Annotated in this window: 28 protein-coding genes and 1 pseudogene; all 29 read right to left on the bottom strand. The window is 41.3% G+C overall.

Annotated elements, in window-relative coordinates; translation table 11 throughout:
* Positions 1 to 31: 31 nt before the first annotated feature.
* Positions 32 to 592 carry a chromate transporter gene (locus G608_RS0115435; RefSeq protein WP_026496768.1) on the bottom strand — a complete coding sequence of 187 codons (561 nt, stop codon included), beginning with the start codon at positions 590 to 592 and terminating at the stop codon, positions 32 to 34.
* Complete coding sequence (locus G608_RS0115440; RefSeq protein WP_442852233.1) at positions 589 to 1,269, bottom strand: chromate transporter; 681 nt, start codon at positions 1,267 to 1,269, stop codon at positions 589 to 591. The genes G608_RS0115435 and G608_RS0115440 overlap by 4 nt, the downstream gene beginning before the upstream one ends.
* The gene (locus G608_RS0115445; RefSeq protein WP_026496770.1) at positions 1,184 to 1,912 is read right to left on the bottom strand and encodes a DUF134 domain-containing protein; all 729 of its coding nucleotides are present in this window, start codon (positions 1,910 to 1,912) and stop codon (positions 1,184 to 1,186) included. Before G608_RS0115445 ends, G608_RS0115440 begins: the two co-directional genes overlap by 86 nt.
* A gap of 105 nt (positions 1,913 to 2,017) precedes the next feature.
* Entirely contained in the window at positions 2,018 to 2,455 is a 438-nt protein-coding gene (locus G608_RS21465; RefSeq protein ID WP_051209411.1) for an MBL fold metallo-hydrolase, read from the bottom strand.
* A gap of 130 nt (positions 2,456 to 2,585) precedes the next feature.
* Complete coding sequence (locus G608_RS0115455) at positions 2,586 to 2,852, bottom strand: hypothetical protein (protein ID WP_242829413.1); 267 nt, start codon at positions 2,850 to 2,852, stop codon at positions 2,586 to 2,588.
* A gap of 82 nt (positions 2,853 to 2,934) precedes the next feature.
* The gene (locus tag G608_RS0115460; RefSeq protein ID WP_026496772.1) at positions 2,935 to 4,245 is read right to left on the bottom strand and encodes an ABC transporter substrate-binding protein; all 1,311 of its coding nucleotides are present in this window, start codon (positions 4,243 to 4,245) and stop codon (positions 2,935 to 2,937) included.
* A 32-nt stretch (positions 4,246 to 4,277) separates the two neighbouring features.
* Positions 4,278 to 5,897 (bottom strand): ATP-binding protein, encoded by a 1,620-nt coding sequence (locus G608_RS0115465; RefSeq protein ID WP_026496773.1) that lies wholly within the window; start codon positions 5,895 to 5,897, stop codon positions 4,278 to 4,280.
* Between the two features lie 12 nt (positions 5,898 to 5,909).
* A complete protein-coding gene (locus G608_RS0115470) occupies positions 5,910 to 6,629 on the bottom strand; it encodes a LytR/AlgR family response regulator transcription factor (protein ID WP_026496774.1) in 720 nt (239 codons plus the stop codon).
* Positions 6,630 to 7,021: 392 nt separating this feature from the next.
* Positions 7,022 to 7,486 (bottom strand): HAD family hydrolase, encoded by a 465-nt coding sequence (locus tag G608_RS21470; protein ID WP_155833308.1) that lies wholly within the window; start codon positions 7,484 to 7,486, stop codon positions 7,022 to 7,024.
* Positions 7,487 to 7,525: 39 nt separating this feature from the next.
* A complete protein-coding gene (locus G608_RS0115480) occupies positions 7,526 to 9,307 on the bottom strand; it encodes an ABC transporter ATP-binding protein (protein WP_026496775.1) in 1,782 nt (593 codons plus the stop codon).
* Positions 9,304 to 11,103, bottom strand: coding sequence for an ABC transporter ATP-binding protein (locus G608_RS0115485; RefSeq protein ID WP_026496776.1), 1,800 nt, complete (start codon positions 11,101 to 11,103; stop codon positions 9,304 to 9,306). The genes G608_RS0115480 and G608_RS0115485 overlap by 4 nt, the downstream gene beginning before the upstream one ends.
* A 107-nt stretch (positions 11,104 to 11,210) precedes the next feature.
* Positions 11,211 to 11,681, bottom strand: coding sequence for a GNAT family N-acetyltransferase (locus G608_RS0115490; RefSeq protein WP_026496777.1), 471 nt, complete (start codon positions 11,679 to 11,681; stop codon positions 11,211 to 11,213).
* A gap of 32 nt (positions 11,682 to 11,713) precedes the next feature.
* Entirely contained in the window at positions 11,714 to 12,031 is a 318-nt protein-coding gene (locus G608_RS22635; RefSeq protein ID WP_051209412.1) for a GNAT family N-acetyltransferase, read from the bottom strand.
* A gap of 16 nt (positions 12,032 to 12,047) precedes the next feature.
* A complete protein-coding gene (locus G608_RS23360; RefSeq protein WP_155833309.1) occupies positions 12,048 to 12,200 on the bottom strand; it encodes a hypothetical protein in 153 nt (50 codons plus the stop codon).
* 24 nt (positions 12,201 to 12,224) lie between these two features.
* Complete coding sequence (locus G608_RS24490) at positions 12,225 to 12,440, bottom strand: DUF6609 family protein (RefSeq protein WP_026496778.1); 216 nt, start codon at positions 12,438 to 12,440, stop codon at positions 12,225 to 12,227.
* A 28-nt stretch (positions 12,441 to 12,468) separates the two neighbouring features.
* Positions 12,469 to 12,705, bottom strand: coding sequence for a GNAT family N-acetyltransferase (locus tag G608_RS21480; RefSeq protein ID WP_051209414.1), 237 nt, complete (start codon positions 12,703 to 12,705; stop codon positions 12,469 to 12,471).
* A gap of 78 nt (positions 12,706 to 12,783) precedes the next feature.
* The gene (locus tag G608_RS0115510) at positions 12,784 to 13,476 is read right to left on the bottom strand and encodes a hypothetical protein (RefSeq protein ID WP_026496779.1); all 693 of its coding nucleotides are present in this window, start codon (positions 13,474 to 13,476) and stop codon (positions 12,784 to 12,786) included.
* A gap of 209 nt (positions 13,477 to 13,685) precedes the next feature.
* Positions 13,686 to 15,521, bottom strand: coding sequence for an ATP-binding cassette domain-containing protein (locus tag G608_RS21485; protein ID WP_442852234.1), 1,836 nt, complete (start codon positions 15,519 to 15,521; stop codon positions 13,686 to 13,688).
* Between the two features lie 69 nt (positions 15,522 to 15,590).
* Positions 15,591 to 16,802 carry an ROK family transcriptional regulator gene (locus G608_RS0115520; RefSeq protein WP_026496780.1) on the bottom strand — a complete coding sequence of 404 codons (1,212 nt, stop codon included), beginning with the start codon at positions 16,800 to 16,802 and terminating at the stop codon, positions 15,591 to 15,593.
* A gap of 324 nt (positions 16,803 to 17,126) precedes the next feature.
* Complete coding sequence (locus G608_RS0115530) at positions 17,127 to 17,807, bottom strand: hypothetical protein (RefSeq protein WP_026496781.1); 681 nt, start codon at positions 17,805 to 17,807, stop codon at positions 17,127 to 17,129.
* Between the two features lie 22 nt (positions 17,808 to 17,829).
* Positions 17,830 to 18,174: a C-GCAxxG-C-C family (seleno)protein gene (locus G608_RS0115535; RefSeq protein ID WP_026496782.1), complete on the bottom strand. Its 345-nt coding sequence runs from the start codon at positions 18,172 to 18,174 to the stop codon at positions 17,830 to 17,832.
* Positions 18,175 to 18,187: 13 nt separating this feature from the next.
* Positions 18,188 to 19,045, bottom strand: a complete 858-nt coding sequence (locus G608_RS0115540) for an AAA family ATPase (RefSeq protein WP_026496783.1) — start codon at positions 19,043 to 19,045, stop codon at positions 18,188 to 18,190.
* A 1-nt stretch (position 19,046) separates the two neighbouring features.
* The gene (locus tag G608_RS24495; RefSeq protein WP_026496784.1) at positions 19,047 to 19,349 is read right to left on the bottom strand and encodes a Dabb family protein; all 303 of its coding nucleotides are present in this window, start codon (positions 19,347 to 19,349) and stop codon (positions 19,047 to 19,049) included.
* A gap of 27 nt (positions 19,350 to 19,376) precedes the next feature.
* Positions 19,377 to 19,667: pseudogene (locus G608_RS24500) on the bottom strand (DUF4298 domain-containing protein); the annotation flags it as partial.
* Entirely contained in the window at positions 19,643 to 19,810 is a 168-nt protein-coding gene (locus tag G608_RS23680) for a hypothetical protein (RefSeq protein WP_196810220.1), read from the bottom strand. The pseudogene G608_RS24500 and the gene G608_RS23680, both read right to left, overlap by 25 nt.
* A 222-nt stretch (positions 19,811 to 20,032) precedes the next feature.
* Positions 20,033 to 20,497, bottom strand: a complete 465-nt coding sequence (locus G608_RS0115555) for a pyridoxamine 5'-phosphate oxidase family protein (RefSeq protein ID WP_330367065.1) — start codon at positions 20,495 to 20,497, stop codon at positions 20,033 to 20,035.
* A 259-nt stretch (positions 20,498 to 20,756) separates the two neighbouring features.
* Positions 20,757 to 21,902, bottom strand: a complete 1,146-nt coding sequence (locus G608_RS0115560) for a M20/M25/M40 family metallo-hydrolase (protein ID WP_026496786.1) — start codon at positions 21,900 to 21,902, stop codon at positions 20,757 to 20,759.
* Between the two features lie 26 nt (positions 21,903 to 21,928).
* Positions 21,929 to 22,831 carry a phosphatase PAP2 family protein gene (locus G608_RS0115565; RefSeq protein ID WP_026496787.1) on the bottom strand — a complete coding sequence of 301 codons (903 nt, stop codon included), beginning with the start codon at positions 22,829 to 22,831 and terminating at the stop codon, positions 21,929 to 21,931.
* Positions 22,832 to 22,968: 137 nt separating this feature from the next.
* Positions 22,969 to 25,137, bottom strand: a complete 2,169-nt coding sequence (locus tag G608_RS0115570; protein ID WP_081677464.1) for a M13 family metallopeptidase — start codon at positions 25,135 to 25,137, stop codon at positions 22,969 to 22,971.
* Positions 25,138 to 25,142: the final 5 nt, after the last annotated feature.

The following is a 25,142-nucleotide window of genomic DNA, read 5'->3' on the forward strand; positions in this document are numbered from 1 at the left end:
AGCATGAGAATAAGTCCATTTTGTGAAAGGTTTAAAAAAGATAAACCGCTATGCCGGCGAATGCAGCTATCAGTATCAGAACAATTGGTGACATTTTCTTTTTGAATATCTTTCGGAATCCAAAGTAAACTGCGGCAAGCACTATAGTCATTACTGCGGGAAGTATATCCTTTTTTGTCAAAATGGGCGTCAGGCTGTTTTTTCCGATCATACTAACTCCCATAGCCAGAATGATTCCGATTATGCAAGGTTTGATGCCGTTAAATGCTGCCTTCACCCACTTTTTCCCTGATAACCTGTTTAAAAGAGTCATTAACAGTATGATAAGAATATACGCAGGAGAAACTACGGAGATCGTTGCCAAAATTCCGCCCAGGATTCCTGCCTTGCTGCTTCCGACATATGTTGCAAGATTTACCATGATAGGCCCCGGCGTACTTTCGCTAATCGCGATCATATTCACCAGTGCTTCTTCATCCATCCAGCCATAATGCAGAACGACATCTCTTATAAGCGGGATAGCACCATAGGCGCCCCCAAATGAAAACATTCCAACCTTCAAAAAGCCAATGATAAGGTCAAGATATATCATTTATCGGCACCCCCTTTCACAGAGGGCATCCCTGATATAACGGATATGGCCACGCCAAGCACTGCTGCTATCACTAAAAGCATGATAGAAGAAATTCCCAGCTTAAAAATATTATTAAGAAGCATTATCGCAAAAGAGCTGCTCAGGATTACGTAAGGCATTACCTTCCTGTTCATCTTCTTATTTTTCTTATACATCTTTTCAATCATGCCTATTGCAGCATCAAGGATCAGTATTCCAACTGCGATCCTTATGCCTTTAAAGCCACTGACTATCCATTGAATCTCGAGAAAATTTTCCAGAAATCTTGATATCAGATAAATGATAACAAAGGAAGGTGTTATCACTCCAAGGGTTGCTGCAATAGCTCCGGCAATCCCCCTTTGCTTGTATCCGATATAGGTGGCGCAGTTTATCGCTATAGGCCCCGGCGTGGACTCTGCTATGACAGTGATCTTCATCATCTCTTCATGAGTAATCCATTTCTTAGTGTCAACGCAGATGTTCTCTATCAGCGATATCATTGCATATCCGCCACCGAAGGTGAAAAGTCCTATTTTTGCAAATGTCAGAAACAGTGAAAATATCATTTTAGTGATGGCAGCCTCCGTGTCCGCAAGTATGGCCTTCGCCATGCTCATGATCATGATGGTCACAGTTTGCTTCAGAGCCGGCATCAAGTGTTCCCGCAATCAATGCCTCAACAGCTGCGTCTGTGCTTCCGTTTGCGCCGGCATAAAGCTTGATCCCTGCTTCCTGAAGAGCTCTCTGCGCTCCGCCGCCGATTCCGCCACAGATAAGTGCATCAACCTTTGCAATATTGAGGATACCTGCAAGGGCGCCGCATCCCTCTCCGTTTGTTCCAAGTATCTGGGAATTTACTACTTTACCATCCTCTATGTCATAAACCTTGAACTGCTCTGTCCTTCCAAAATGTCCAAAGACATTACCATCTTCGTATGTTACTGCTACTCTCATAATACTCTCTCCTTTTTCCTTCATACTTACATTTAAACTGTATCTTTCTTTGTCAATTTCAATATTGCCTCCGGCAATGGAAAGTCTCTTGCCCTCAACTACTGCACTTATAAGCTTTTTCCTTGCATTCTCATACATGGCTGTCACTGTAGTCCTTGCAACACCCATTCTGGAAGCGCATTCTTCCTGATTCAGATCTTCATAGTCCAAAAGCCTGATAGTCTCAAACTCATCAAGAGTCAGCTCTATGGTCGCGATATTATCTTTTTCCGCATCTTCAGGTATGAAGCTGTAATAATCCGGAAACCTCAATATTCTCCTGCACTTTGGTGTTCTTGGCATAGTTTTCCTCCATTAATTAAAAATGACATATGTCAGTTATAATATAGTGTTAATTCTGACATATGTCAATATTGTTTAGTTTAATCGTATATGGACTGGTAAAAATCATCTATAACAGATTACGCTATCCATCTGCTGATAATGTTTTCCTTCTTCAAGCTTGAAAGGATGCTGCCTGGCTTCTCCTCCGAACCACTTATAGGGCAGGTCATTTTCAGTCTTCCCTTCACTGATCTCTACTGCCCCCTTTCGCATGCAGCGCATAAGGGAGATGTCATCAAAATCCGTTGCGTGACCATGCAGGATTGTATCGGCCTTCTCTTCAAGAAACATAACCTTATCAAGCTCTTTAACAAAATCTTCCATCTTTAGGCAGCCATCAAGCTGCATCCACAGATGGTGATTTATGGAATCCCCTGTAAAAAGTATCCTGTCTTCTTTTAAAAGAAGGAGAATTCCGCCGGGAGTGTGCCCCGGAAGGTCGTATACTTCAAGCGTTTTCCCGCCAAGATCTATTACATCACCGCCTTTTATGGACCTCATCCATAAGGTAAAGATAAGGCTTCAATTGCTTTAAGTACAATTCTTTTTCCATACGTAATACCCTCCTGCTCTGTCGATTACGAATTTTGTAAAGTTCCACTTGATGTCAGGCTTCCTTTATTCATCCATGCTAATCTATAATTTTCTTTGGCCAGTTACAAATTCCCACCTCAAGGGCTCGTTCTTCTTTTAAATGAAAATCTGCATATTTGCAGTACCAGCATCCTTGTATAGAAGGGATCGCATCTTCCCTCGGCGTGTATGCAGGGCAGATATCATCCGGCCAAACGCTTCCGTCTCTTTTGGGTATATCATATTTGTTTGCCTTTTTATCCATAAACCTCTCTTTCCTCCTGGTATTTAGATCTTTTCTTGATAACTCTAATCTATCACGCAAAGAAAAACAGACCTCCGCATACACCGCATTAGGTCTGTTTTACACTTTATTCTTATGTTCAATTTTCGTGAAAAACGGACCTTCAGCGTATTGTATTTCGTGACACTTCCTGTACTCTGGCAGCTGCTTCCTCAGGGGTGATATCGCCTTCTGCCAGATCTTCCAAAGCATCACGTACAGCAAGACTCACATCCTCATATTTTATTATTCTGGGGCCTGCTACATTAGTCTTTCCGTTTTCAATTATTTTCTCAAGATTCTTTTGTCCATCCTCGTTTAATCCCTGCACATTCAGGTTCATGTCTGCACGGGATGGCATATATTCCAGATACTGATTTACCAAAAGCTCCTGGCCCTCGTTAACCAGATAATTCATCCATTTGAAGGCCGCATCCTTAACCTTGGACTCAGGATTCAGACAAAGAATTACATCTACGGATGCTGTTACGGGCGCAACCGTTCCATCGTCGTTCCAATCGATCAGGAAAATATCGTGGTCCGCTCCCTCGCCGTTGAAATTTTTCTGCGTCTTTTCATCGCTTATTGTATACATGTTCATAGCCCAGGAACCATTTGCAAACATGGGAATACTTCCCTCTCGCTGGAACATGTTATTAACTGTATCATACAATGTCATTTTTATGGCTTTGTCCTGGAATACTCCGTTAGTGAAGCTATTCTGCCAAATCCTGAAGGATTCGATAATAGGCTCTGTCTCAAAGCTACCCCTGCCTTCTATGGCATCGTACAATGCATCCCTGTCGCAATCAGCGGCTATGGACATCCACATATCATGATTAAGCCATGAATCCTTTGCTCCGATTGCCATGGGATACTGCCCGTTTTCCCTGAGCTTTAAGCATGTTTCCTGCATTTCTTTATAGCTTCTTGGAACCTCGCAGCCATACTCTTTAAGCATATTTACATCAGCCCACATATATCCTGCATAGGTCTGTCCAAGAGGAAGGCCGTAGATTTTTCCATGCTCATCACTTACCGCTTCGATGCATGAATCAAAAAATTTACTCTGCCAGTCAGAGCCCCATGACTCCTCACAGTAGGGGGTAAGCTCTTCTTCAAAAGCTTTTGACGAATCAAAAAAGACACCGGAAGGAATTCCAAATACATCCGGTCCTTTATTTCCCATCAACTCTACACGAAGGTGATCCTGGTAATCACCAAAACCGACAAAGACATAGTTGATATCAATATCAGGATTTTCTTTTTCAAAAGAATCTATGATCTTGTAAATCGGACTGTCAGGCCCTGTATCCGCAGGATTCCAGGTCTGAAATGTCACTGTAGTAATATCATTTTTAGCCTGCATACCGCATCCCGAAATAATAATCGGGCACATGATCATGGCAAAAAGAAACAATGCGCATCGTTTCATTATAAAGTCTCCCCGGGAAAAATTATTGTTCCTCAACCAACCATCATTCGTACTTTAAATCTTCTGTCCTCTGCAATATATCGTATCTCACTGTTTGATTTTTTCACAAAATCAAGAACGCTGCGGGTTCCGATTCCATGCCCGACTTCTGTTGTCACAGGATATCCTTCCTCGTTGAGCTCTGTTTTTCCATCGCAGGAATTAACGATCTCAAACAAAAGCTGCTGCTTGAACTTAGCCGTGATTTCAATAAAGCGTTCAGCTTCCGGAACTTTTTCGCAGGCATGTATTGCGTTTTCAAAGAGATTACTGATTGCAATAGCAAGCTGCATCTCGTCGACTCCCGGCTTGAAAGGGATATTTGCTGAGACCTTTACATTTATATTGTTTCGCTCAGCCACAGTTACATAATGCATAATTGCAGCGTTGACTGTGGGATTCTCGCAGTATCTTAAACCCGTGCGAGGCTCCTGCGACAGGCGCTCCTCTAGGCATTCTCTTGCTTCGTCAACCTTGCCGTCCTGAATCAGGGACAAAACCAGAGCCTCAAAATGTCTCCTGTCATGTCTCATTGTTCTGTCCTGGCTCAAGATCTCCTCCGTGGCATGTAGGCGCTCCTTCATGCTGTCCGCAGCCATTTCCAGCATGGCAGCATCAGCTTTTAACTTATACTCTTTTTGTTTTAGGACTGTTGTGTCCACAAGAGCATACAGCTTTCCGATAACTTCGCCCTCCGCAAAAAGCTCTTTTTCCTCTGGTGAAAAGAATCTGTCACCGATCTCCAAAGTATTACCCTTAACTACAGCCTCCCGCAACTGCTTCACCACACCCTCGGGATCATTTGTGATTTCCGGATAGAGCTCTTTTGCATGCTCGTTGTAATAGGACAATCTGTCATCTGCGTCCACGGCAATAACGCCTTCAGAAAGCCTGTCCACGATGTATTCTCTGGCCATGTCGATGATGCCCAGCAGATTGTATCTGAAAATTGCAATGAACATTGAGATCGTAACCGCCACATTTCCAAATACCGAAATATCAAAGAAATATGTAACGAAGAATACATGGGTAATCTGGCAGATAAAAAGAACGGACTCAACTATAAAGCCCGCAATAATTATCATCGCTCGCTTTTTAGCGATTTTGCCTTTGTATCTTCTAAGCTCCTTAAATAGCCAGTAGAAATTTATGAGAATGACTATGGCCTGAACCTGCATATACACTGAATGTACAATGCCGTTCCTATGGAGAAGAACCGGGAAAAGTCCATCTTTGTCAAACCATTTCTTGGAATAATAAAGGTTATGATTCTCGAGTGTGAACACCAGAACATAAGTAATCGCATCAAAGAGAATAAATGCTCTTATAAAAATCCTTGGAACCTTAACATGGCAGAACTCCACGGTAAACAGAAAAAGAGAGAATACAATCCATACTCTCCCTGCATAGGAAAACTTAAGCGCAGCTATATACTCATCTTCATTTTTCGACAGGAGCTGCAAAAGATAACCTATATTGTTTACCAGCATAACAATACAGTTAAGGAAAAGGTATGCATGAAGCTTGTTCTTGAGGTTTTTGAAAATGATATAGCCCTCAAAAAACATGGCAAATATACTGAAAATGATCGCATATAAAAGAAAGTCATGCATTAGTTGTCACCTCTATAGTCTGAAATCCATATATCTGTCCGCAACCTCGGTATATCTGCTCTTGGATACAGGGATAAGCTCTCTGTTTCTTAAAGTGATATCTGTTTTTGTCAATTTATCGATGGCTCCGAGATTAACACTGATAGACTCATGACACCTGATAAAATCCTGATCGGAATGATTTTCATCCATATATTCCGAAAAGCCGATTCTAAGCGTCGGTGTTGAAACAACTTCACCGTTGGCCATATGATAACTAACCACATGATTGCGGTAATCAATATACATAATGTCATCGAGCCTTAAGGTGCACAGCCCGCCTTTTATTTTTACCTTTACAGTTATTTTGTCATCAAGCTGAACTCTGGACAAAGCGAGATCCAGCGTAGAAAAAAGCTTCTCCTTATCTACCGGCTTAACTATATAGTTTATTGGATTTACGTCAAAGGATTCCAGCGCATAAGAACTCTCAGATGTAGCAAATATGATCTGTGCATCAGGCTGGTTCCAGCGCAGCTCCCTTGCTGCCTGGATACCGGTTACCATAGGCATAACAATATCAAGAATATATACCTGTGGCCTAAAGCTCTCGCACTCCTGAATCAGTTTGTCGGGATGATCAAATACCCTGACCTCTGCCTGAGTGTTTTTTTCTTCCAGATACTCAGTAACATATCTATGAATGCGCTCTCTGTCTGATCTGTCATCATCACATATTGCCATACGAAGCATTGTGAATCCCCCTTGAATTTCCAGAATATTATCTGTACTTTTTTGCACACATAAATATTCTATCACTATTTACCCACTCTACTTAATCCAAATTATCATAAAGTAAAAAACAGACCTACATTTACACGGATATAGGTCTGTTTTACACTTCATTTTTTATAGACTCACAGATGAACGTCAGCAATTATGAAAAGCCTTTTCTCTTCCTTGCCGCATTAATGAGTTTTTCTGCTTCATCAAAAGCTTCCGGCAGATAAAGGTTTGGATCCTCCTTGCCCTCTTTTTCCTTTAATCAAAGTCTTTCCTGCCATCTGTAATTACCATGATAAAAAACATTTTCGTATTCCTCGTATGACTAGATTAAAACGCCAGAAAGTGACTATCCTCACGTATTACATTTTCTTATCAAACAGCGCCAGAACTTCACTTAAGTCGTCCACTTCATAATCAGCCTGTTCATCCTCATTGCTGACTTCCCAGTATTTCCACATTCCTTGCTTCACGCGAACAGTTTTCATGCCCATCTTCTTAGCAGGGATAATATCGTTATCAACTCTGTCTCCGATCATGACGGCATTTTCCGGCTTGCAATTTGCCCTTGATAAAGCGAGTTCAAATATTCTTCTGTCGGGCTTTTCCAATCCTTCTTCCGCGGAGGCTATAACAAGATCAATAAACTTCAAAACGCCATGCTTTTCTAATCTGGTTGCGGTTCCGGGCAACTGATTAGCTATGATTCCTATTTTGTATTTCTTGCTCAGCAGCTCAAGGCATTCATAGGACTCGGGAAATAATTCCTCGTCTTCACTTACCAAAGTTGAACCCACATCAAAAAAGAGCCACTCTATGTTATCCAAAATTGCTTTCTCCTATGTTGTCCGATTCTTGCCAAATCGTTATGCCAGTTTGTAGTTTTCTGCCTGAGCCATGAAAAGCTGATAGTATAAGCTATCTGTTTTCTGCATCAGATTATTGTGTGTATCATAATCAGTTACGGTTCCGCCGTCGATGATCAAAATCTTGTCGCAGAACTTAGACGACGACATACGGTGAGAGATGTAGATGGCGGTTTTATCCTCTACGAGAGAATTGAATTTCTCATAAATCTCTGCTTCCGCTATGGGATCAAGTGCGCTGGCAGGCTCATCCAAAATCACCATTTCAGAAGGTTTATAGAGCGCTCTTGCAATGGCAATCTTCTGTCCCTGTCCGCCTGACATTTCAATACCATCTTCGTCATATTCCTTACCGAAGCGGGACTCGATGCCGTTTTTAAGTTCGTCCACCTTCTCCTTCATGCCCACTTCTTCCATGAGACGAAGTACCTTGGCTTTTTCATTCTCGGTATTGGATTCCTTACAGGATACGTTTTCCGCAATGGTAAAGTTGAAAAGCTTAAAGTCCTGGAACACCGCTGAAATACTGCTCATATAGGTTCTGTAATCATACTCGTAAATATTCTTTCCGTTTACCAGAATCTCACCGCTATCAAGCTTATACATACGACAGATCAGCTTTACCAATGTAGATTTACCTGCACCGTTTAATCCAACGATAGAAATCTTTTCTCCGCGCTTTACGATAAAGGAAACGTTTTTCAAAGTGGGCTTTTCTGCCTTGGGGTAGGTGAATGTTACATTACGAAACTCGAGAGTGTTAATGGGTCCCTCGAATTTTTCTTTTCCGGTCTCAAGTACTTCTTCCTCAATTTCCATAAACTCAAGATAAGGACTTAAGTAGGAAAGAGTCTGAATCAGCATAACCACCTGCTCGCCGCAGGACTGCATCGCACGGCTGAAGCTAACAGCTGATGAAACATACATGGTCAGTGAACCGATGGAGAGCATCGTTCCAAAACGGTCGGAAAGTGTTCTGACACCCACGTATAAATATGTGAGTGCAGTGGCACCGATTGTGATTACCTGCATGAGTCCAGTTGAAACCGCAAGTCCCCTCATGGCTTTTCCATAGAGGTCACAGACACTCTTATTTTCATTGAGCACTGTTTCTGTAATCATGGGTTCCAAGTCATAGAGACGGATTTCCTTCTGAGCTTTTTCTTCCATTCCGAGGCTGAAGTAATAATTGTATCTTCTGTTGATGGGAATGAGCTGCTGCATCAAGCCTGTAACCTTCTTCATGGACAGCGCATAGGCCATCATGGAAAGTCCTGCTGCAACGGCCATGAGAATTATCAGCACAGGGCCCAAAGTCAGGAGAACCGCCAAAAGACCAATCAGTGTCACAATGGATGTTAAGGTCTGTGATACATAGCTAATCAGTCTGGAGATGGCATCCTGATTGGAGATTGCAAAAACAGCTCTCTCCTTCAGGTCAAGATAATACGGGTCTTCCAGATATGAATATTCGATATTCATAATCTTTTCGCCCATCTTTTCCTGCATGGTCTTATTGACAAACTCGCCGCGAATATTTAAATAGCGATCCAAAATATTCTCAAACAACTTCATCAAAACATTATTTAAAACAATCAAAACGCCAAAGAGGATGAGCATATTAACCTGCTTATCGCCCATGATCTCGTCAATCAGGAGCTTTGGAAGGATCACGTTAAGCAGCATATTGGCGCCGCCAAGGAGAGCTTTTAAAACAAGCGCAATGATATACATGGGAGAAATGCTCCATGCAAGCTTTATAAAATGCATTAACTTTTTCACGCTTCCATAGCCTCCTCCTGATAGTATTTACCCTGTACCACAAACATGTCGTAGTACATTCCCTTCTTCGCCATAAGTTCCTCGTGGGTTCCGTATTCCTTCACGCCTTCTTTGTCAAAGAGGGCAATCTTGTCACAGAAAATCGTGCTGGCAAGTCTGTGGGAAATATAAATAGCAGTCTTTCCTTCAACAAGTTCGCTGAAGTTTTCATATATCTCGGCTTCCGCCAGGGCATCCAGCGCCGCTGTGGGCTCGTCCATGATTACCATGGGTGCATCTTTGTAGAGTGCACGTGCGATGGCAAGCTTCTGGCGTTCGCCGCCGGAGAAATCGGTGCCTTCTTCGTCTATGACTTTTAACATCATCTGATCAAGGCCTTTGGAGAGACTCTTTAACTTTTTGCCAAGCCCAACTCTCTCAAGGGCTTCCGTAACTCTTGCATCGTCAGGCTGGCTGCTGCCGCATGTGACATTCTCACGAAGAGTAAATGCAAGAATATTGAAGTCCTGGGAAACCGTTGAATACAGGTCGTAAAGGTTCTTCTTTTTCCAGTCTCTGATATCAATTCCGTTGACGTAAATATGACCTTCGTTGGGTTCATATAACCCGCAGATCAGTTTTACCAGTGTGGATTTTCCTGCGCCGTTAACACCAACGATAGCAAGGCGCTCGCCCTTTTTTATGGTGAATGAAAAGTCTTTATAGATGTCCACGTCTGTTCCGGGATAATGGAAGGTCACATGGTCAAATACGATTTCCACAGAGTCTGTTTTTTCAGGCTCCAGATTGCCCTCGGTCAGGATGTTTTCATCCATAAGGCGATAGAAATCGTCCACGTATTCGCCTTCGTTTCTGATCTTGGTAACAGTGTCACCAAAGAGCAGCATGTACTCAATCATGCTCATGATCAGGGCCACATACATGGTGTAATCACTTACAGGCATTCCCTGGTACGCTTTATAAATCAGGATACCGTACATGGCAACATTAGTAAGAATCAGCGTAAAGAGTCCAAGGAATCCAAGGGCAAAACGGCGATTCTCAACCATTTTAATTACAGCGGTAAAGGCTTCGATTTCCTTTTTATAGTTTGCGATGATTCGCCCTCTGAAGTTAAAGATTCGGATATCTTTTCCAAAAGAAAAGTCATGCGTTGTATCGTTGAAATAAGATATTCTGCGCTGTGCCTTACTTCTCTCTTCTTTAAGAGAGTACTCGTAGTCATGGGTTTTTACGGACACCCACATAAGTGTGACACAGTGCAAAATCGTAACGACAAGAACCACCGGACTCAGCGTGAACGCTACCACCGCCATAGCGATCAAGGTCAAAAGATAAGCCGGTGCCTTGTAGATGAGATTCAGCATAAGTTCTATGCCGTTTCCATTGGAAGAACCGGCATCCATAGCTCTTGTATTCTTTTCCCAGAAGCTGGCGTCCTCAACATATTTGTAATCCATGTTCTGGATCTTCTGAGAAAGCAGTGCCAGATAGTGCATGCGAAGGCGCATATTTTCAGAATCTGTCACCTGTCTTAAAAACGCGCTCATAAATGCAATAAAACCGGCGATAACAAAATAAATCGCCATCACTTTCGCCAGGGGAAGCGCAGCGTCTTTTCCATAACGCTCCAATGTTCCGATAGCAAGTTTGGGAAGTACGACGCCAAGAAACGGCTGAATCGCTATAAACAGCGCCGCAAAGATCATGCGCACAAATTGAATCTTACTTTCGGTGCGCACAAAAGTAAGAAGCCTCCCCACGACATAGGAAGGCTTGTAGATTCTTCTCTCCATTTATCCAACAACCCTTTTTTCTTTTTTAATTTACAGTCTATCAAAAACTGCGCTATAAACAAGGGTTTTCGGGGAATAATTATTATTTTTGTAAGGAAATATGAGCTCTAAACCAAGTTATACATCATAAAATTCCCATTATGCCTGAATCCATAAGCTGTATATAACTTCACTCCCATGTCTGAAGCAGTGATATGCACTGCGCCGCATCCGTAGGCTCTTGCTTCTTCAACAACTCTGTTAAGCAGTTCTTTTGCTATGCCTTTCCTTCGATAATCAGGATCGGTATACATGCTGGACAATAGCCCAAGTTTCCCTGATGGGCAGGTAAAATATGGCGGTTTCTCAACAAAAGACATACCACTGGTTCCAATGATCTTATCTTCATCCATGGCAAGCCATGAAACAAAGGTTCCATCTGCCATATGCCTGTGATAAAAGTCTTCCAACGCTGATTTTAAATCCACCCCTTCCGGCACAGTTTTCCCGGAAACTGTATATTCCTCAGTGAGCTGCGAAATTCTCATTTCGATAAAGGTATCCAGTTCAGCATCAGTAAGCTTTTTATAAGTGATCATCTTTTTACCCCCTTTGCTTATCCAAGACGCACTTAAATCTCTACTATCGAGCCCATCAGTTCAAGATATTTTCCGGATTCGGTGGTGAACTTGTCTATGCCTTTGTCCTCATGTTTGAACTTCCTAAGGAGTTCCTGGCTGCCTGTATTTCTGACATCTGCTTCATAGAAAAACCTGTTCTTCTTGTACTCCTTGTTTGTGTAATCCAGCACAGCGCTCAGTGCCTCATAAGCATATCCTTTTCTCTGCTGATCTTTGATGATCCAAATCCCAATTTCCGGAACCTCTTCGTTTAAACCATGTACCTCAACGCTTCCAACACAATTCTCATCCATGTCGAGAATTGACATACACAGCATCTCTTTGTTATTCTCCCTGCAAAAATTCTTTTGCATCCTCAATGGACTCAAAGGGCTCCGGGTACTGATACTTGGTAATATCGCTGTCAAAGCCGGTAAAATACGCCTCCATATGATCCATACTAAATGGTACCAATCTAAGTCTTTTTGTTTCTATCAATTTCTGCTTCCTCCGCTTCTCTATTTAAATTGATTTTCTTATAAAAACCGATGGCTTTGATAAGAAAATCAAATATATACCAAAAATTATCTTACTCAAGGCATCAATATATCCTATCAAAAAAATAATCGGGTTAATTAAAAAATTACCTCCGAAAATATCTGCTATCACGATTACGGCTCCCACTAACATGAGCCAGAGTCCGCATTGCTTTTTGTTATTAAATTCCAGATTATTCATGTCTAAACTTAAGCACTCTCCTCACTTTTTAATAAAACCATGCATTCCTCTGAAGCATGTTGACCATTTTCCTTCCGATACCCTGTCCTCTATACTCCTTGGCAGTATACACATTCACAAGATGAGCCCGCTTACCTGACGGATGTGTACATGTGGGAATGATAGTGAAATAGCAGATTGACGCACAGCCAATGACCCTTTCTCCCTCCAATGCAAGAACAGTGGTCTGATTTCCTTCAAGAAACAGTGAAAGTCTTCCCTTCATAGTTTTGATATGCTCTTTCTAGGATTTAGATACAAAATGCCTTGGCATACACCGTATTAGTTCAGTTTTCACCGTTTTTCATAAAAACAATGAAATCATCCATATATAACATATTGTTTTGGGTATCATCATCATGCCGAGCATCGGCTTCCTGCTTGCCCCAAGCACAACAACCATGTAGCATACAAAGCTTACAGTCACAAGAACGGCCAGTAACCATTCCTGAAATAGTATGATAAGATATCCCACTGTTATCACTCCCATAACAACGAATGGAATATTTCTATACAATCCCCATTTTGTCTCTCGGTCTTTAGAGAACCAATGGTTTTGCGGAAACGCACAAAGGGCAATTCTGATTACTGCCAGCACTAACAGCACAATCCATAAGATCAGCCTGTCTTCAAAAATCGAACCGCCATCACCATTTCCATGTTTTACAGATAAAGCTGCAAAAAGGAACAGATAAAACACTGTCATTGTCACAGAAGATACCAGATTCCCCAGCCCCAGCCAAAAATCTCTTTTCCTCAGTTCTGATTCTATTGTTGTTACACCTTTAAAATTGATCATTATCCTCGGCACCAGATGGAACGCATCACCGCCACCCAATAGCAGTGTCATTCCGGCACAGATGCTATAAAATATATCTCCTGCAGCCAGTGCCCTGAGAATAAATATGCAACCGGCAACAAGTGCAAAAACAAGGTATCCGATACAAAAGACATTCTCACCAATTCTCATTCCTAAAGGTTTTTCTTTTTTGCTCATAAATTCACCTTTCCCTGAGACATCTTTATTCTCACTAACAAAAACATATTTCTAATATATCAGAAAAAAGAGCCATCAGACAGCAACTTTTCTGTCAAATAGCTCTATATCCTTCTAGTCACAAGTATATCCCGGTCTTTTAAATAAATACCGGTCATCCGGAACAATACTTTTGTCCCATACTTGCTCTTTCCAGTCTTCCTCAGGAATTAAAAGCCGATTCTCTCAAATGCTCTTAGAATGGAATCCTCATCATTGGTTCCGATTACACATTTGAATTCCTTCTTCATCTCATCCGGCGCATTGCCCATCAGGAACGGTATACCAACTGCACGCAGCATATCTGCATCGTTAAAATGATCCCCGAAGGCAACCGCTCTATCCGTAGCGATATTCATTTTTTGACATATATACTCCACACCGCTGGCTTTTGTTATTCCCTTACCCATAACCTCCAAAAGAGTATCAGAAGATTTAACAATAGAAAGATAAGGAAATCTGTTTTTCAAATCATTTTCAATCGCGCATATGTCATCAGGCTCACACATACAAAGCACTTTTCCAACAACCGCATCCTCAGGGAGAAGCTCTATGCTGCCCTCCGTTGCATTAACTTCTACAATCTCTTCCTCTCTCTGTATGCGCTTGTCTGACCTGTCATTAACAATCCACAGTTCCTCAGAGTATACGTTCCAGGTACAATTAAAATGATGAATAAGCTTGTAAATTTCATACTTTGCACCAACATCAATTCCTCGTGTCGGTTCATCAAGAATCAATATATCCGGTTCCGTAAACATCCATTTTGAAAGAACAACCTTCTGCTGATTTCCTCCTGAGAGGGTTGTAACACCTACATCAACGCTCGATGTTTTTATTTTCAGTGACTTTCTGTAATCCTCAGCAGCTCTTTTTTCTTTGTTCAAATTCAAAAGTCTTCTGTCTTTAATCTTGTCAAGGTTCGCCGATACTACTGTTTTCCTGATGGAATCGAGAAGATTTAAGCCGAGATTCTTTCTGTCCTCAGGCACATAAGCAACTCCGTGCTTAATCGCCGATTCAACCGATGTAAGCTTCACTTCACGCCCCTTTATCTTGATAGTGCCTCCGCGATAAATACCGAAGTTTCTGCCAAAAAGCGATCTCATCAGCTCTGTTCTGCCTGCCCCCATCAGACCGGCAAAGCCAACAATTTCGCCCTCTCTGACGTTAAAATCTGCATGCTTACATAGCATTCTGCCCTGTACATCAGGATCTTCCACACACCAGTCAGAAACTTCAAATATGACATCACCAATGTGAGGCTCATGTTCCGGGTAACGGTTTTCGATGGATCGACCAACCATTGATTTAATGATTTTGTCCTCATCTACCTTACCGGCTTCAACGTCATAGCTCTCCACCGTCTGACCATCTCTTATTACAGTCACCGCATCGGAAACCTCTGCAATCTCATTAAGTTTATGTGAGATCATTATGCAGGTTATCCCTCTGCTCCTTAAGTCCTTCATGAGATTAAGAAGATTGGCAGAATCAGCTTCATTGAGTGCTGAAGTGGGCTCATCCAGTATTAACAGTTTTACGTTTTTGGAAAGTGCTTTTGCAATCTCTACGAGCTGCTGTTGTCCAACTCCGAGATGCTTAATAAGAATATCAGGATTTATAGAAAGTCCGACTTTTTTAAGGATTTCGCTTGTACGCTTTTTCTCCTCGTTCCAGTCGATCAATCCCTTTTTGATGATTTCATTACCCATGAAAATGTTCTCTGTTATGGATAACTCAGGGATCATTGTCAGTTCCTGATGAATGATTGCTATACCCGCCGCTTCAGATTCCTTAATATTACGAAATTTCATTTCCCGGTCCATATAGATTATCTTGCCGCTATATGATCCATAAGGATATACACCTGAAAGAACCTTCATCAATGTCGATTTCCCCGCGCCGTTTTCACCGCAGATTGCGTGAATGGTGCCTTTCTTCACTGAGAGGTTGACATTATCAAGCGCTTTTACAGCCGGAAATTCTTTTGTAATACTTTTCATCTGAAGTATAAAAGAATCTTTCTCCATAATTTGTAGCTCCTCCCTTTTTTATCCTAAAGAGTATATTGACTACTTAGCCAGATACTCACTTGGTTTCCTCAATACTCTGTCAGTAGCTATTGCAGCAGCCCCGTAAAGTGTCGGATCAAAACTCAGTTTTGAGATTTCAATCTTAACCCTGCTTCCAATAGCCGGCAGTATTCTGCTTTTCACAATCTCATTTATAGTTGGCAAAAGTAAATCCCCGGCAGCTGCCATACTATCACCTATGACTATCTCCTCAGGATCATAGGCATTTATGAGTGTCACGCAGCCATATCCAATGTACTTAGCAATTTCTTCAATTAATTTCTTAGCTTTTATATCACCGTTTCTGGCCGCATCGAATACTCTCGTGCATGCTTCCTGACGATTTTCATAGCTCTTATTAAAGAGTTCCGGTAATTCAATTTCTGCTCTTGTAAGAAAAGCAGATGTTGAACAATAAAGCTCAAGACAACCTCTGTTTCCGCACTCACAGACAGGTCCTTTATAATCAATACTGATATGGCCAATTTCACTTGCGATTCCAAGATTTCCCAGTAAAAGTCTGTCATGGTCGACAATTCCGGAACCTACACCTTCCCCTACCAGGAAATAGGCCAGGGAATTAAGTGGCCTGTTGTGATTGCCAAACCACCATTCTGCAAGGGCTCCGGCATTAGCATCCTGCTCTATAAACACCGGTTTATCAAAAGCATCCTTAAATTCCTCGACAAAATTCACATACTGCCAGCTGTGCATCCTTGTGACCATTGCAATGTGCCCTTCTTTTCGAAGATATGGTCCCGGAACAGCAAGACCAATGGCTACAACCTTAGGAAATTCTTTAAGGAGTTCATTTACTTGATGCTTCATATCTTTGAGCACCTCTGCAGGATCATCATCAAGGCTGAACTCTGTCTCCTGCTGTCTGTAATCTTTTCCCGAGATATCAAAAACTCCTATAGCAAAGACATGTCTTGAAAACTTAATTCCAATCACCAGATTCTGCTCCGCATTAAGTCTTATACCAATAGAGCGTCTGTTTCCATTTCCCTTAACAATACCGACTTCGGAAACAATCCCCATATCTATCAGATATGCTACAAGCTTGGTTATGGATGCCTGTGTCAGTCCCATTATCTTGGCTATCTCAGCTCTTGTGCATATTTCCTTTTGTTGAAGAATCCTTACTATCGCCGAGCGATTCATCTCAGTAAGGTCACTGGTATTATTTCCTGCAACCTCTTTTATGCTCATATTCACCTCTCATAATTGCTTTCAAGTGTTAATTACTTAACACTGTTAATACATTATACTCATTCAGCATTTTGGTCAATAAAAATCAAAGAATTTTATAATCTTTGTAATAATATTACAAAAATATCATCTTCCTTTTGCGTATAAGTTTTTACTTTAATGATTATTTATGAATAACAATGACCACTATACCTATCAAATTGGTATAGTGGTCATTATTATTACCCCATTAAAATAAAGGATAAGCTCTATGTTAGTCACCTTAATTCGACAGACATCATCAACAATAAGTCGGGCTTTCATTTCCATTTCATTCATCAGTTTTCACCTTACTATCTTGCTTATAATTTTCCCAACTTCTTCATCAGCTGTCAGGTCATAGACCATCCTGTAACAGTCAAGGGCCTGCTGTGTGTCGCCAGCTTCATCAGCCTCCTGTGCCGCTTTGTAGAGAAGTGCCAGTGTAACAGGATTCGCCTCGGTTGGAATATCATTTTCCTTCAGGATTTTCTGTATCTGGTCAAGATCTTTATCAGCCACCTTTTTGCCAATAGCTTTCTCAAGGAACTCAAGCTCCGCATCGGCTTGCTGTGAATCCTCGAAGTACTTACTGTACAGATAACATGTTGCAGCCACCTCAGGTTTGTACTTCTCCAGGTAGTACCACCCAAGATTCCTGTAATAAGCTGCAAGCTCAGCTCTGGTGCAGCAGTAATTGTAAGACTCTGTCGTATAGGAATACTCCCCCTCGGAGTCGCCAAGCTGCTTGCAACATAGGATTATCCCAAGTATGGCTTCCATATCCACAGGATTCTCAAGATGCGCACTTAGCCACTCCTGCTGGGCCTTCGCGTAATCCCCGGAAAGAAGCAGCTCTTTTGCCTTAGTCTTGTGCGGCGTCAGAGTATCCTCTTCTGAAATATCATATTCATCATCGCCCAGGCAGTAGTATTCATATAAAAAGACCTCTGAAATGTGCCTGAGGCATACATTAAGCTTACTCATGATCTCATATTCCCCTTAGTTGTCAGAGCAGACTCTCCATCATTGCTGCAGCTTCGCCAACGATATCATTGCAGGTACGCCCCGTACCCGATCTCCTGGCTATCAGCTCCTTGCAGAAAAGAGATCCGTTCTTTTCAAGGAACATCTGCTCATACTCCTTGGCCTTATCTATGCCAAGCTTCTCAAGCATGGCAACCACACTTAAGTATCCGCCGCACTTTCCATCTATGCTCCTTGGCGCCGGGACAAAGCTCTTAGCCTCAGCTTCAGACATTCCTAGCTTCTCTGCAAATGCCATGGCGAGCGATGCAGAACAGTTATTTCCGTTTCTGTGATTTGCTCTTGCTTTCATTTCCATTTCATTCATGTTCAAATCCTCATCAAAACTCGTTTTTATGCTTTTCAAAAAACTCAAAGTAAGTCCTTACTCCCTCAAGCTCCGTCCACTTCTTGATATCTACCGGCCTTTCATCAAGGTCATAAATCAGTGCACCTTTTAACGCCAACAAAAATGGTGAATGTGTTGCTATTATAAACTGGCATCCAAAGAACCTTGCTGAATTCTGGATAAACTCAAGCAATTCCAACTGCCTCTGAGGCGAGAGTGAGTTTTCAGGCTCATCCAACAGATAAAGTCCATTATCTTTAATCTTATCAGAGAAATATTGCAGAGCACTTTCTCCATTGCTGTGCTCTATAATGTTATTTCCAATCGTATCTCTGACATACTTTGACTGTGTCTTGGATCTGGCATCCACAACTTTCTTGAGCTGCTCATAATCATCCAATGATTTCATCTGAAACTTTGAATGCTTATTCTCAATCCATTCATCAAAAGCCTGCTCTCTCTTCCGGTCAACGCCATCGTTCAGTGCTCTTAAGTTGAGCATAAAATCAAATACATCATCACTTGTAATCATCCTGATTTCTTCAGGTCTGCCTTCATATGTCATCTCAAAATCACACATACCAATATAATCACCAAAGAAACTACTTCTGTTGAACAATGTATCTCTTTCGGCTTTCATTTTCTCTGCCATAAGGTTCAGGGCTGTGCTCTTTCCTGAGCCATTGTTTCCATACAAAATCGTTATTTCAGAAAAAGACAGCTCCCGCAGCTCATTCTCTGCGAACACCCCAAACGGATAGAACGAGGTATAGCACGTTCTTCTTATATAGTTTACAAACTGCTCTTCATTTTCCACTCCTGGAAACTTAAATGAGTCAATATATCTCATTTTAAACCTCAAAATCCAGGCAGCTTCTGATCTTGGTATAAGGTCTTACCTTAGAATCAGCCACTGCTACATGCTCAGGATGTACTGAATATCCCTTAAGTGCCTCTACGCTCTCAAAAGTTGAATCCAGCATCAAGTCTGCATTTGAAGACTCAAGGCCGTTGATATTAACATTGATATCTACAATACCAGGAACCTTTCCCTTTAGTCCTTCAAGACCTTCCTTAATTCCCTGCTTTATTGCAGCCTTCTCTTCTGCAGAAAGCTCATCCTTAAGTGTCCATAAAATCACATGTTTAACCATTCTCGTTCCCCTTATCCTTTCCACCAATTCCTTGTTCCGCTCAAGCGCATCATTAATTCCATCCTCAGAGAGCACTCCGCGCTTCAGATTATTTGGCAAAAGCCCTTCTTCATCAAGGGCAAAATCATCTTTCCAATCCTGGCTTAAATAATATTCATCAAGTTCCTTGATCTCAGCCTGATATTCCAAGAGCTCTTGTGGTGCTTCCTCAGCGTTATCCATTCTTCTCAAAGCTTCATCCAAGATAGATTCCATTTCATTTACACGCTTTATAGCATTCTCAACCTTATTCATCACCAAATATCCCCATCTCTGCATTCGCAGGCATGAACAAAAACCGGGAACCACTGAAACTCAGAATCACCTTTCAAATACAAAGGATGTCTGGGATTCCCCCATCTGGTTGTAGTTCCAAGGTAATACCACTCAGCCTCTTTTATCGTATCCTCTGGCTGTGGCAAAGACTCTTTTACCGTCCCTGATTAGTGCAGCAACTACATTTATTGTCTTTCTGGAAGTCTCCATAAATGCCTCTTTTTCCCAAATAATCACTCTTTCAATTATAGTAAAAAAAATACTCTGATGCTATATGAGTCATCAGAGTATCATCTATGGTAAATCCCCTTAATGTATCTGGGTTGTTGGAGGGAGGAAGGCTGACTACTTATTCGGATCAGCCTTTTCTATGATTCATTAACCAGCTTACCCGTCATATGCTCAGGAATTAACCCCAAGCACTGAACATTACGGAAAGAATTCTTTATCTCCTGCTCCAGATAAGCCTGATTATCGGTAAACTTCCTGGTAAGTTCAGAGCAGATCCGAAGAGCGACCTCCTCATCTTCTACCAAATGAATTCTTCCAAATGTGATCACGCTTGTAATGTTCAGAGCCCAATCGCCTTCCTTGCGGTAGCCTTCATTATAAACACAGTAGCTTGCCTTATCGCAGACCTTGATTGCATCTATCTTATGCCCTTCCTTTGCTCCGTGGAAATAGATTTTTCCATCCTCTTCGCAATACCAATGATCAATCGGGATTCCATATGGATATCCATCATCTCCTATCAGAGAAAGAACCCCTCTCTTAGTACTCTTTAATATCTCTACGCATTCAGCCTCAGAAATCTGCTGCTTAAATCTTCTCATTTTTCTAAACATTGTAAAAACCTCAATCTTTCGCCAAAATCTTAAGTCCCGCTATTCCAACTACAATCAGCAAATAAATCCATCTCATATAAATTCACCTCCAAAACTAAAAAACGCCATTTCCTTACCTGCTAAGACCTAACGGTAAAGGAATGACGTTAATCCCACTACTCGGTAGCAACGGGCGTCTGTTATATTTGATTGAATTGATGATACGATAATTGCTCTGAGGCGTCAATATTATCTTTCGCAAAAGCCTTTAAATTGTTCCTAATGGTTGTGTCATAAGTATCTTTATCAGTTCTGTGAAGTCTGCTATTTCCTGGACAGATGTGTATTCTTCAGTTGTATGTATGTTATGCATGGGACCGTATATGTTTAGTCCGTCCATTCCGTGTTTTATCAAAGAATTTATATCACTTCCTCCAAAGGATTTCTTTGCCACGGCTCTCCTTCCCTGTTTCTCTAATGCTCTCTTATATCTATCCAAAGCACTTCCTTCTGCGGCTTCGGGATCTATCCTGTAAACGGTGATTCTTTCTTTTTTATCTATGCAAAGCTCTGCACCTGCTCTATTCGCTTCTTCTGAAAAAATGCTTTCTACTAAGTCTATTGTCCGATGTGCATCTTCATGGACACCGCTTCTTATCTCACCTTTTATAAAACAGTTTTCCGGAACAGCGTTGGTAACACTTCCGCCTTCTATTATTCCGATATTCAGCGTGGTGTGATCATCAGCCCACCCCTGCTTTATTCTGCTGATTGCAGCAGTTGCTACTGCTATTGCATTTATTCCCTTTTCAGGCTCATAACCAGCGTGGGAAGCCTTACCCTTTATATGTACTTCGAATGAAATGAGTGTCGGCTCGCAGGATGAATAGACTCCATATTCTCCGCTGCAGTCGGGAGCAAAGGCTATCCTGGAGCGAATCCTTGAATAATCAAGAGCCGCGCTTCCAAGGCCGTAAACCTCTTCTGCCACCGTAAACAGAAACTCTATTGGCGGATGATCCAGATTTTCCTCGATTACTCTGGTGTACGCCTCGATAATCCCTGCTATGCCAACCCTGTCATCTGCTCCCAGGACAGTCGTATGATCGCTTGTGATTGTTCCGCCGTCATTTAATATGATCTTCTTATTGTTCCCCGGAGATACGGTGTCCATATGTGCACAGAACAGAATAGGCTCAGAGTCTGCATACTTTCCCCGCCCCTCTGCAAAGCCATACAGATTCCCACAGTTACCACCGATCTTACCGGCAATATCATCCTCGATAAGCTTTATTCCCAGCTTTTGGAACTCTGCTATAAGATAATCAGCTACAAGTCTCTCATTAAAGGATTCACCGTCTACCAGCGCAAGCTCTGTAAATCTGTCTACTACTCTCTTGTCATTTTCTCTCATAGAAAATTGCTCCTGCTTCTTCACAGTCATTTATCAAAATTATTCACAGCCTGTAAAAACGCTGTGCTCACAACCAGGTAAATAATGTAAGTGATCAGTGTTCCAAAGCATATATCAGAAAGAAAATGGTTTGTCATATGAATTCTGTTATAGCCGTAAAGCACAACAAAGCATGCTGCAATCACAAAACAGACAATATTCTTTTTCTCTGAACGTTTTTTAAGAACATCCGAGAGCATTGGCAGCGAAAACATCATGCTTGCTATTGTCATATTTCCGCTGGGCCAGCTCTTATAACTGTCATTTGATCCGGCGAGATTAGGAATCATCTGCCACCAGTTCCTGAACTCCGACATAGGGTCATCAAGGGTTATCAGGTACTTATATCTTGGTCTTGATGCTACCTGCTTGAGCCAGAGGTTTGTATTATCGGCTACAATCCCGGCTACCAGAATAGCTGCACCTGTCATTATCAACTTGTCCGGACTCACATCATCAAATACACGATAGCAGACAAATGGCACCCAGGCATACAGTACTACCCAGAATCCCCAGCTTACTACTGATAAAAGCGGTGATGCATCTCCCGCTGTATATCCAAACAGCTCTCTTACCTTTGATCCGTTGTAATTATTGCTGTAGTAAACAGCCATAAAGTATGAGATCAGCATTATTGTCCAAGCCAGCATTTTAAATCTGTCGCCCTTTTTCATGAGCCCCTTAAAGATACACATCCCAGCTGCAGGATATAAGCAATAGGAAAAATAAGAACCATAGGTAGCAAAAAAGGTTCCTATGTCAGTCTTGTTCGCCAGTGCTACGTTAATACTGTAATCAAAAATAGAGCCCACTATAATCCCTAAAATACAAACTACTATCACAAGATACGCACAAATCCTTGGAACAGCCATAACTTTCTTGTTATCCATTCGTCTTATCTCCTTCGATGCTTTATATACCTTCCCTCATTTTTCCTTATTTATGATTATGCATCCGATAATAAGGATTGCCATCGCAGAGGATACCATAAGTATCTCTTTTTTTTGTTTTCCATAACCAATTCTCCTTACCAAACGCTAATTCTATCTTCAGGAGCAAGATACATTCCGTCTCCTTCCTTAACGTCAAAGGCCTCATAAAACTCATCAAACTGCTGTACAACTACATTAACTCTCAGATAATACAGCGGGTGAGGGTTCTGGGTAAGTTGTGAATAGTCTGCTTCATAAGTGCAGATTTCTTTCCACATATTTGCGTAGCTTTCAAAAAACAGTTTGTAATTGAAATCTTCCTCCTTTGAAGCAAGGAGCAACATTGCCTTAAGCCCTGCTATATCCGCAACTGCCTCTCCCTGAACAATGCTGCCGTTTACTTTTTCATTTCCAAATGCGGTTATTCCGTTATAATAATCAATCAGCTTTTGTGCTTTTTTCTGAAATGCCGCGGTATCATCTTCGGTCCACCAATTATTATAGTTCCCGTCCTTATCAAACTGAGAACCACTTGGATCAAATGCATGACTAATCTCATGGGCAATAATAGTTCCAACTGAGGCATAAAGCTGCTCCTTTGACATATCTTCCCTGTAGAAATCACCATCAAGGATTCCAAGCAAAATATTTATTGAATTGTTTGTGGCATTGTAAAAAGCATTTGTTTTAAGTGTTGAGTTATCCCATAAATTTCTGTTTACTTCACCTCCGGTATTAGCAGCATTAAGCTTGTAATAGTAATCCTCCACAGCCATACTGGCTTCAAAATATGAAAGATTGTTAAGATCAAGATCGCTCAGGTCCTGATATTCTTTTGGCTCAATAACATTAATCCCGATGGCATCAAGCTTATCCATGGCATACTGCCTTGTTTCATCAGATAGCCATTCTTCATTTGAAAGCATCTCTCTGTAAATCGCACAAGTCTCTTTGCATATTTCCGTGATAATATTCTTTGTTTCTGTGCAATCATACTTTTGTATATATATTTTTCCGATAGATTCAGGCAGGGACTGAAGTACACAGCGATATGCATATTGTTTATCAGCAAGTACACCTGCCACACCTTCTATTTTATTCGTCGCAGAAATGCTGGCATCAAAAGCCTGCTTGTCAAGATATTCCGCGCATTTAATAACTCCATGAACTATTAAGTATGCTTTGATATTCTCTGCATTTTCATCTGTATATAGCTCAGATATCTTTTTAATATTTTCCGGTAACATGCACCAAATTTTCTTTGTGCTGCCAAAGCCCCTTACTTTAATGAATTCTTCCATAGGAAAATTTGGTGTAAGACTATAAAGCTCTTCCGGATCATAGTAATTGAGTATCGTTTCATATATATCTGGTTGCTGAAGTTCAGCATTTGTTAAGATAGAATCTGCAAGTGCAGTTTCATATGCAATAGCATTATCATAAAGCGCATCAGCTTCTTCCCTGGAATACCCCATTCTTACATATATCTCTGAAAAAAGTTTCCTGTATTCCGTATCTGCTATTTCTCCTACTACACTTTTGTTTTTGTATTCAGCAGAATCATCTAAAATAAGGTCACCAAAATTAAGTGCCGTTACATACTTTGTAGAATCAATAAGATCAGAAGTGTTGACTATTTCAAAAATAGAAGGTAAAAATACAGACCTGTTGGGGTCGCAAAGATATTCTGAAATATCCCTGATACCGGACAGGGCTTCAATCTCTTTCACAATAACTTCAAGAGGAGCAAGCGCTTCTTCATTCCTCTCATCCCAGTTAAGAAATCCCTGATATACAGCTCTGACCAATTCAGCATCGTGCCCTGTCAGAGTGTCATCATCCAAAGCTGCAATAGCTTTTTCCTCTACAATTTCGCCTATTTTCGTAAAAGAACTATATCTGCTGTATCCTTCAGGAATATCATGGCTAATTATCCAGTCATAATTAATTGCCACGTTAAAATCATCTTTTTCAGATAGCTTTCCGGTATTTATTACATTATCCTTAAGATTGGAATCTATCCATGGGTCACCGCCATTTATAACATATGCTCCGCCATCCGATCCTTCGGCTGTTTCTTGCACAGTTTCTTCAACTGGTAACTCATCACCTTCTTCAGTATAATGCTCATCTAATGTGCTTACATCTGCAGCAGAATCATCCTGCGATTTTTCATCAGAAATGGTGTCCGGAGTTTTTTCCCCACAGCCTGCAAGAAACATACTTCCAATCAGCAATATAACCAATATCTTCTTTGCCATCATAATCT

The organism is Butyrivibrio sp. WCD3002, assembly GCF_000424265.1.
Taxonomy (GTDB): domain Bacteria; phylum Bacillota; class Clostridia; order Lachnospirales; family Lachnospiraceae; genus Butyrivibrio.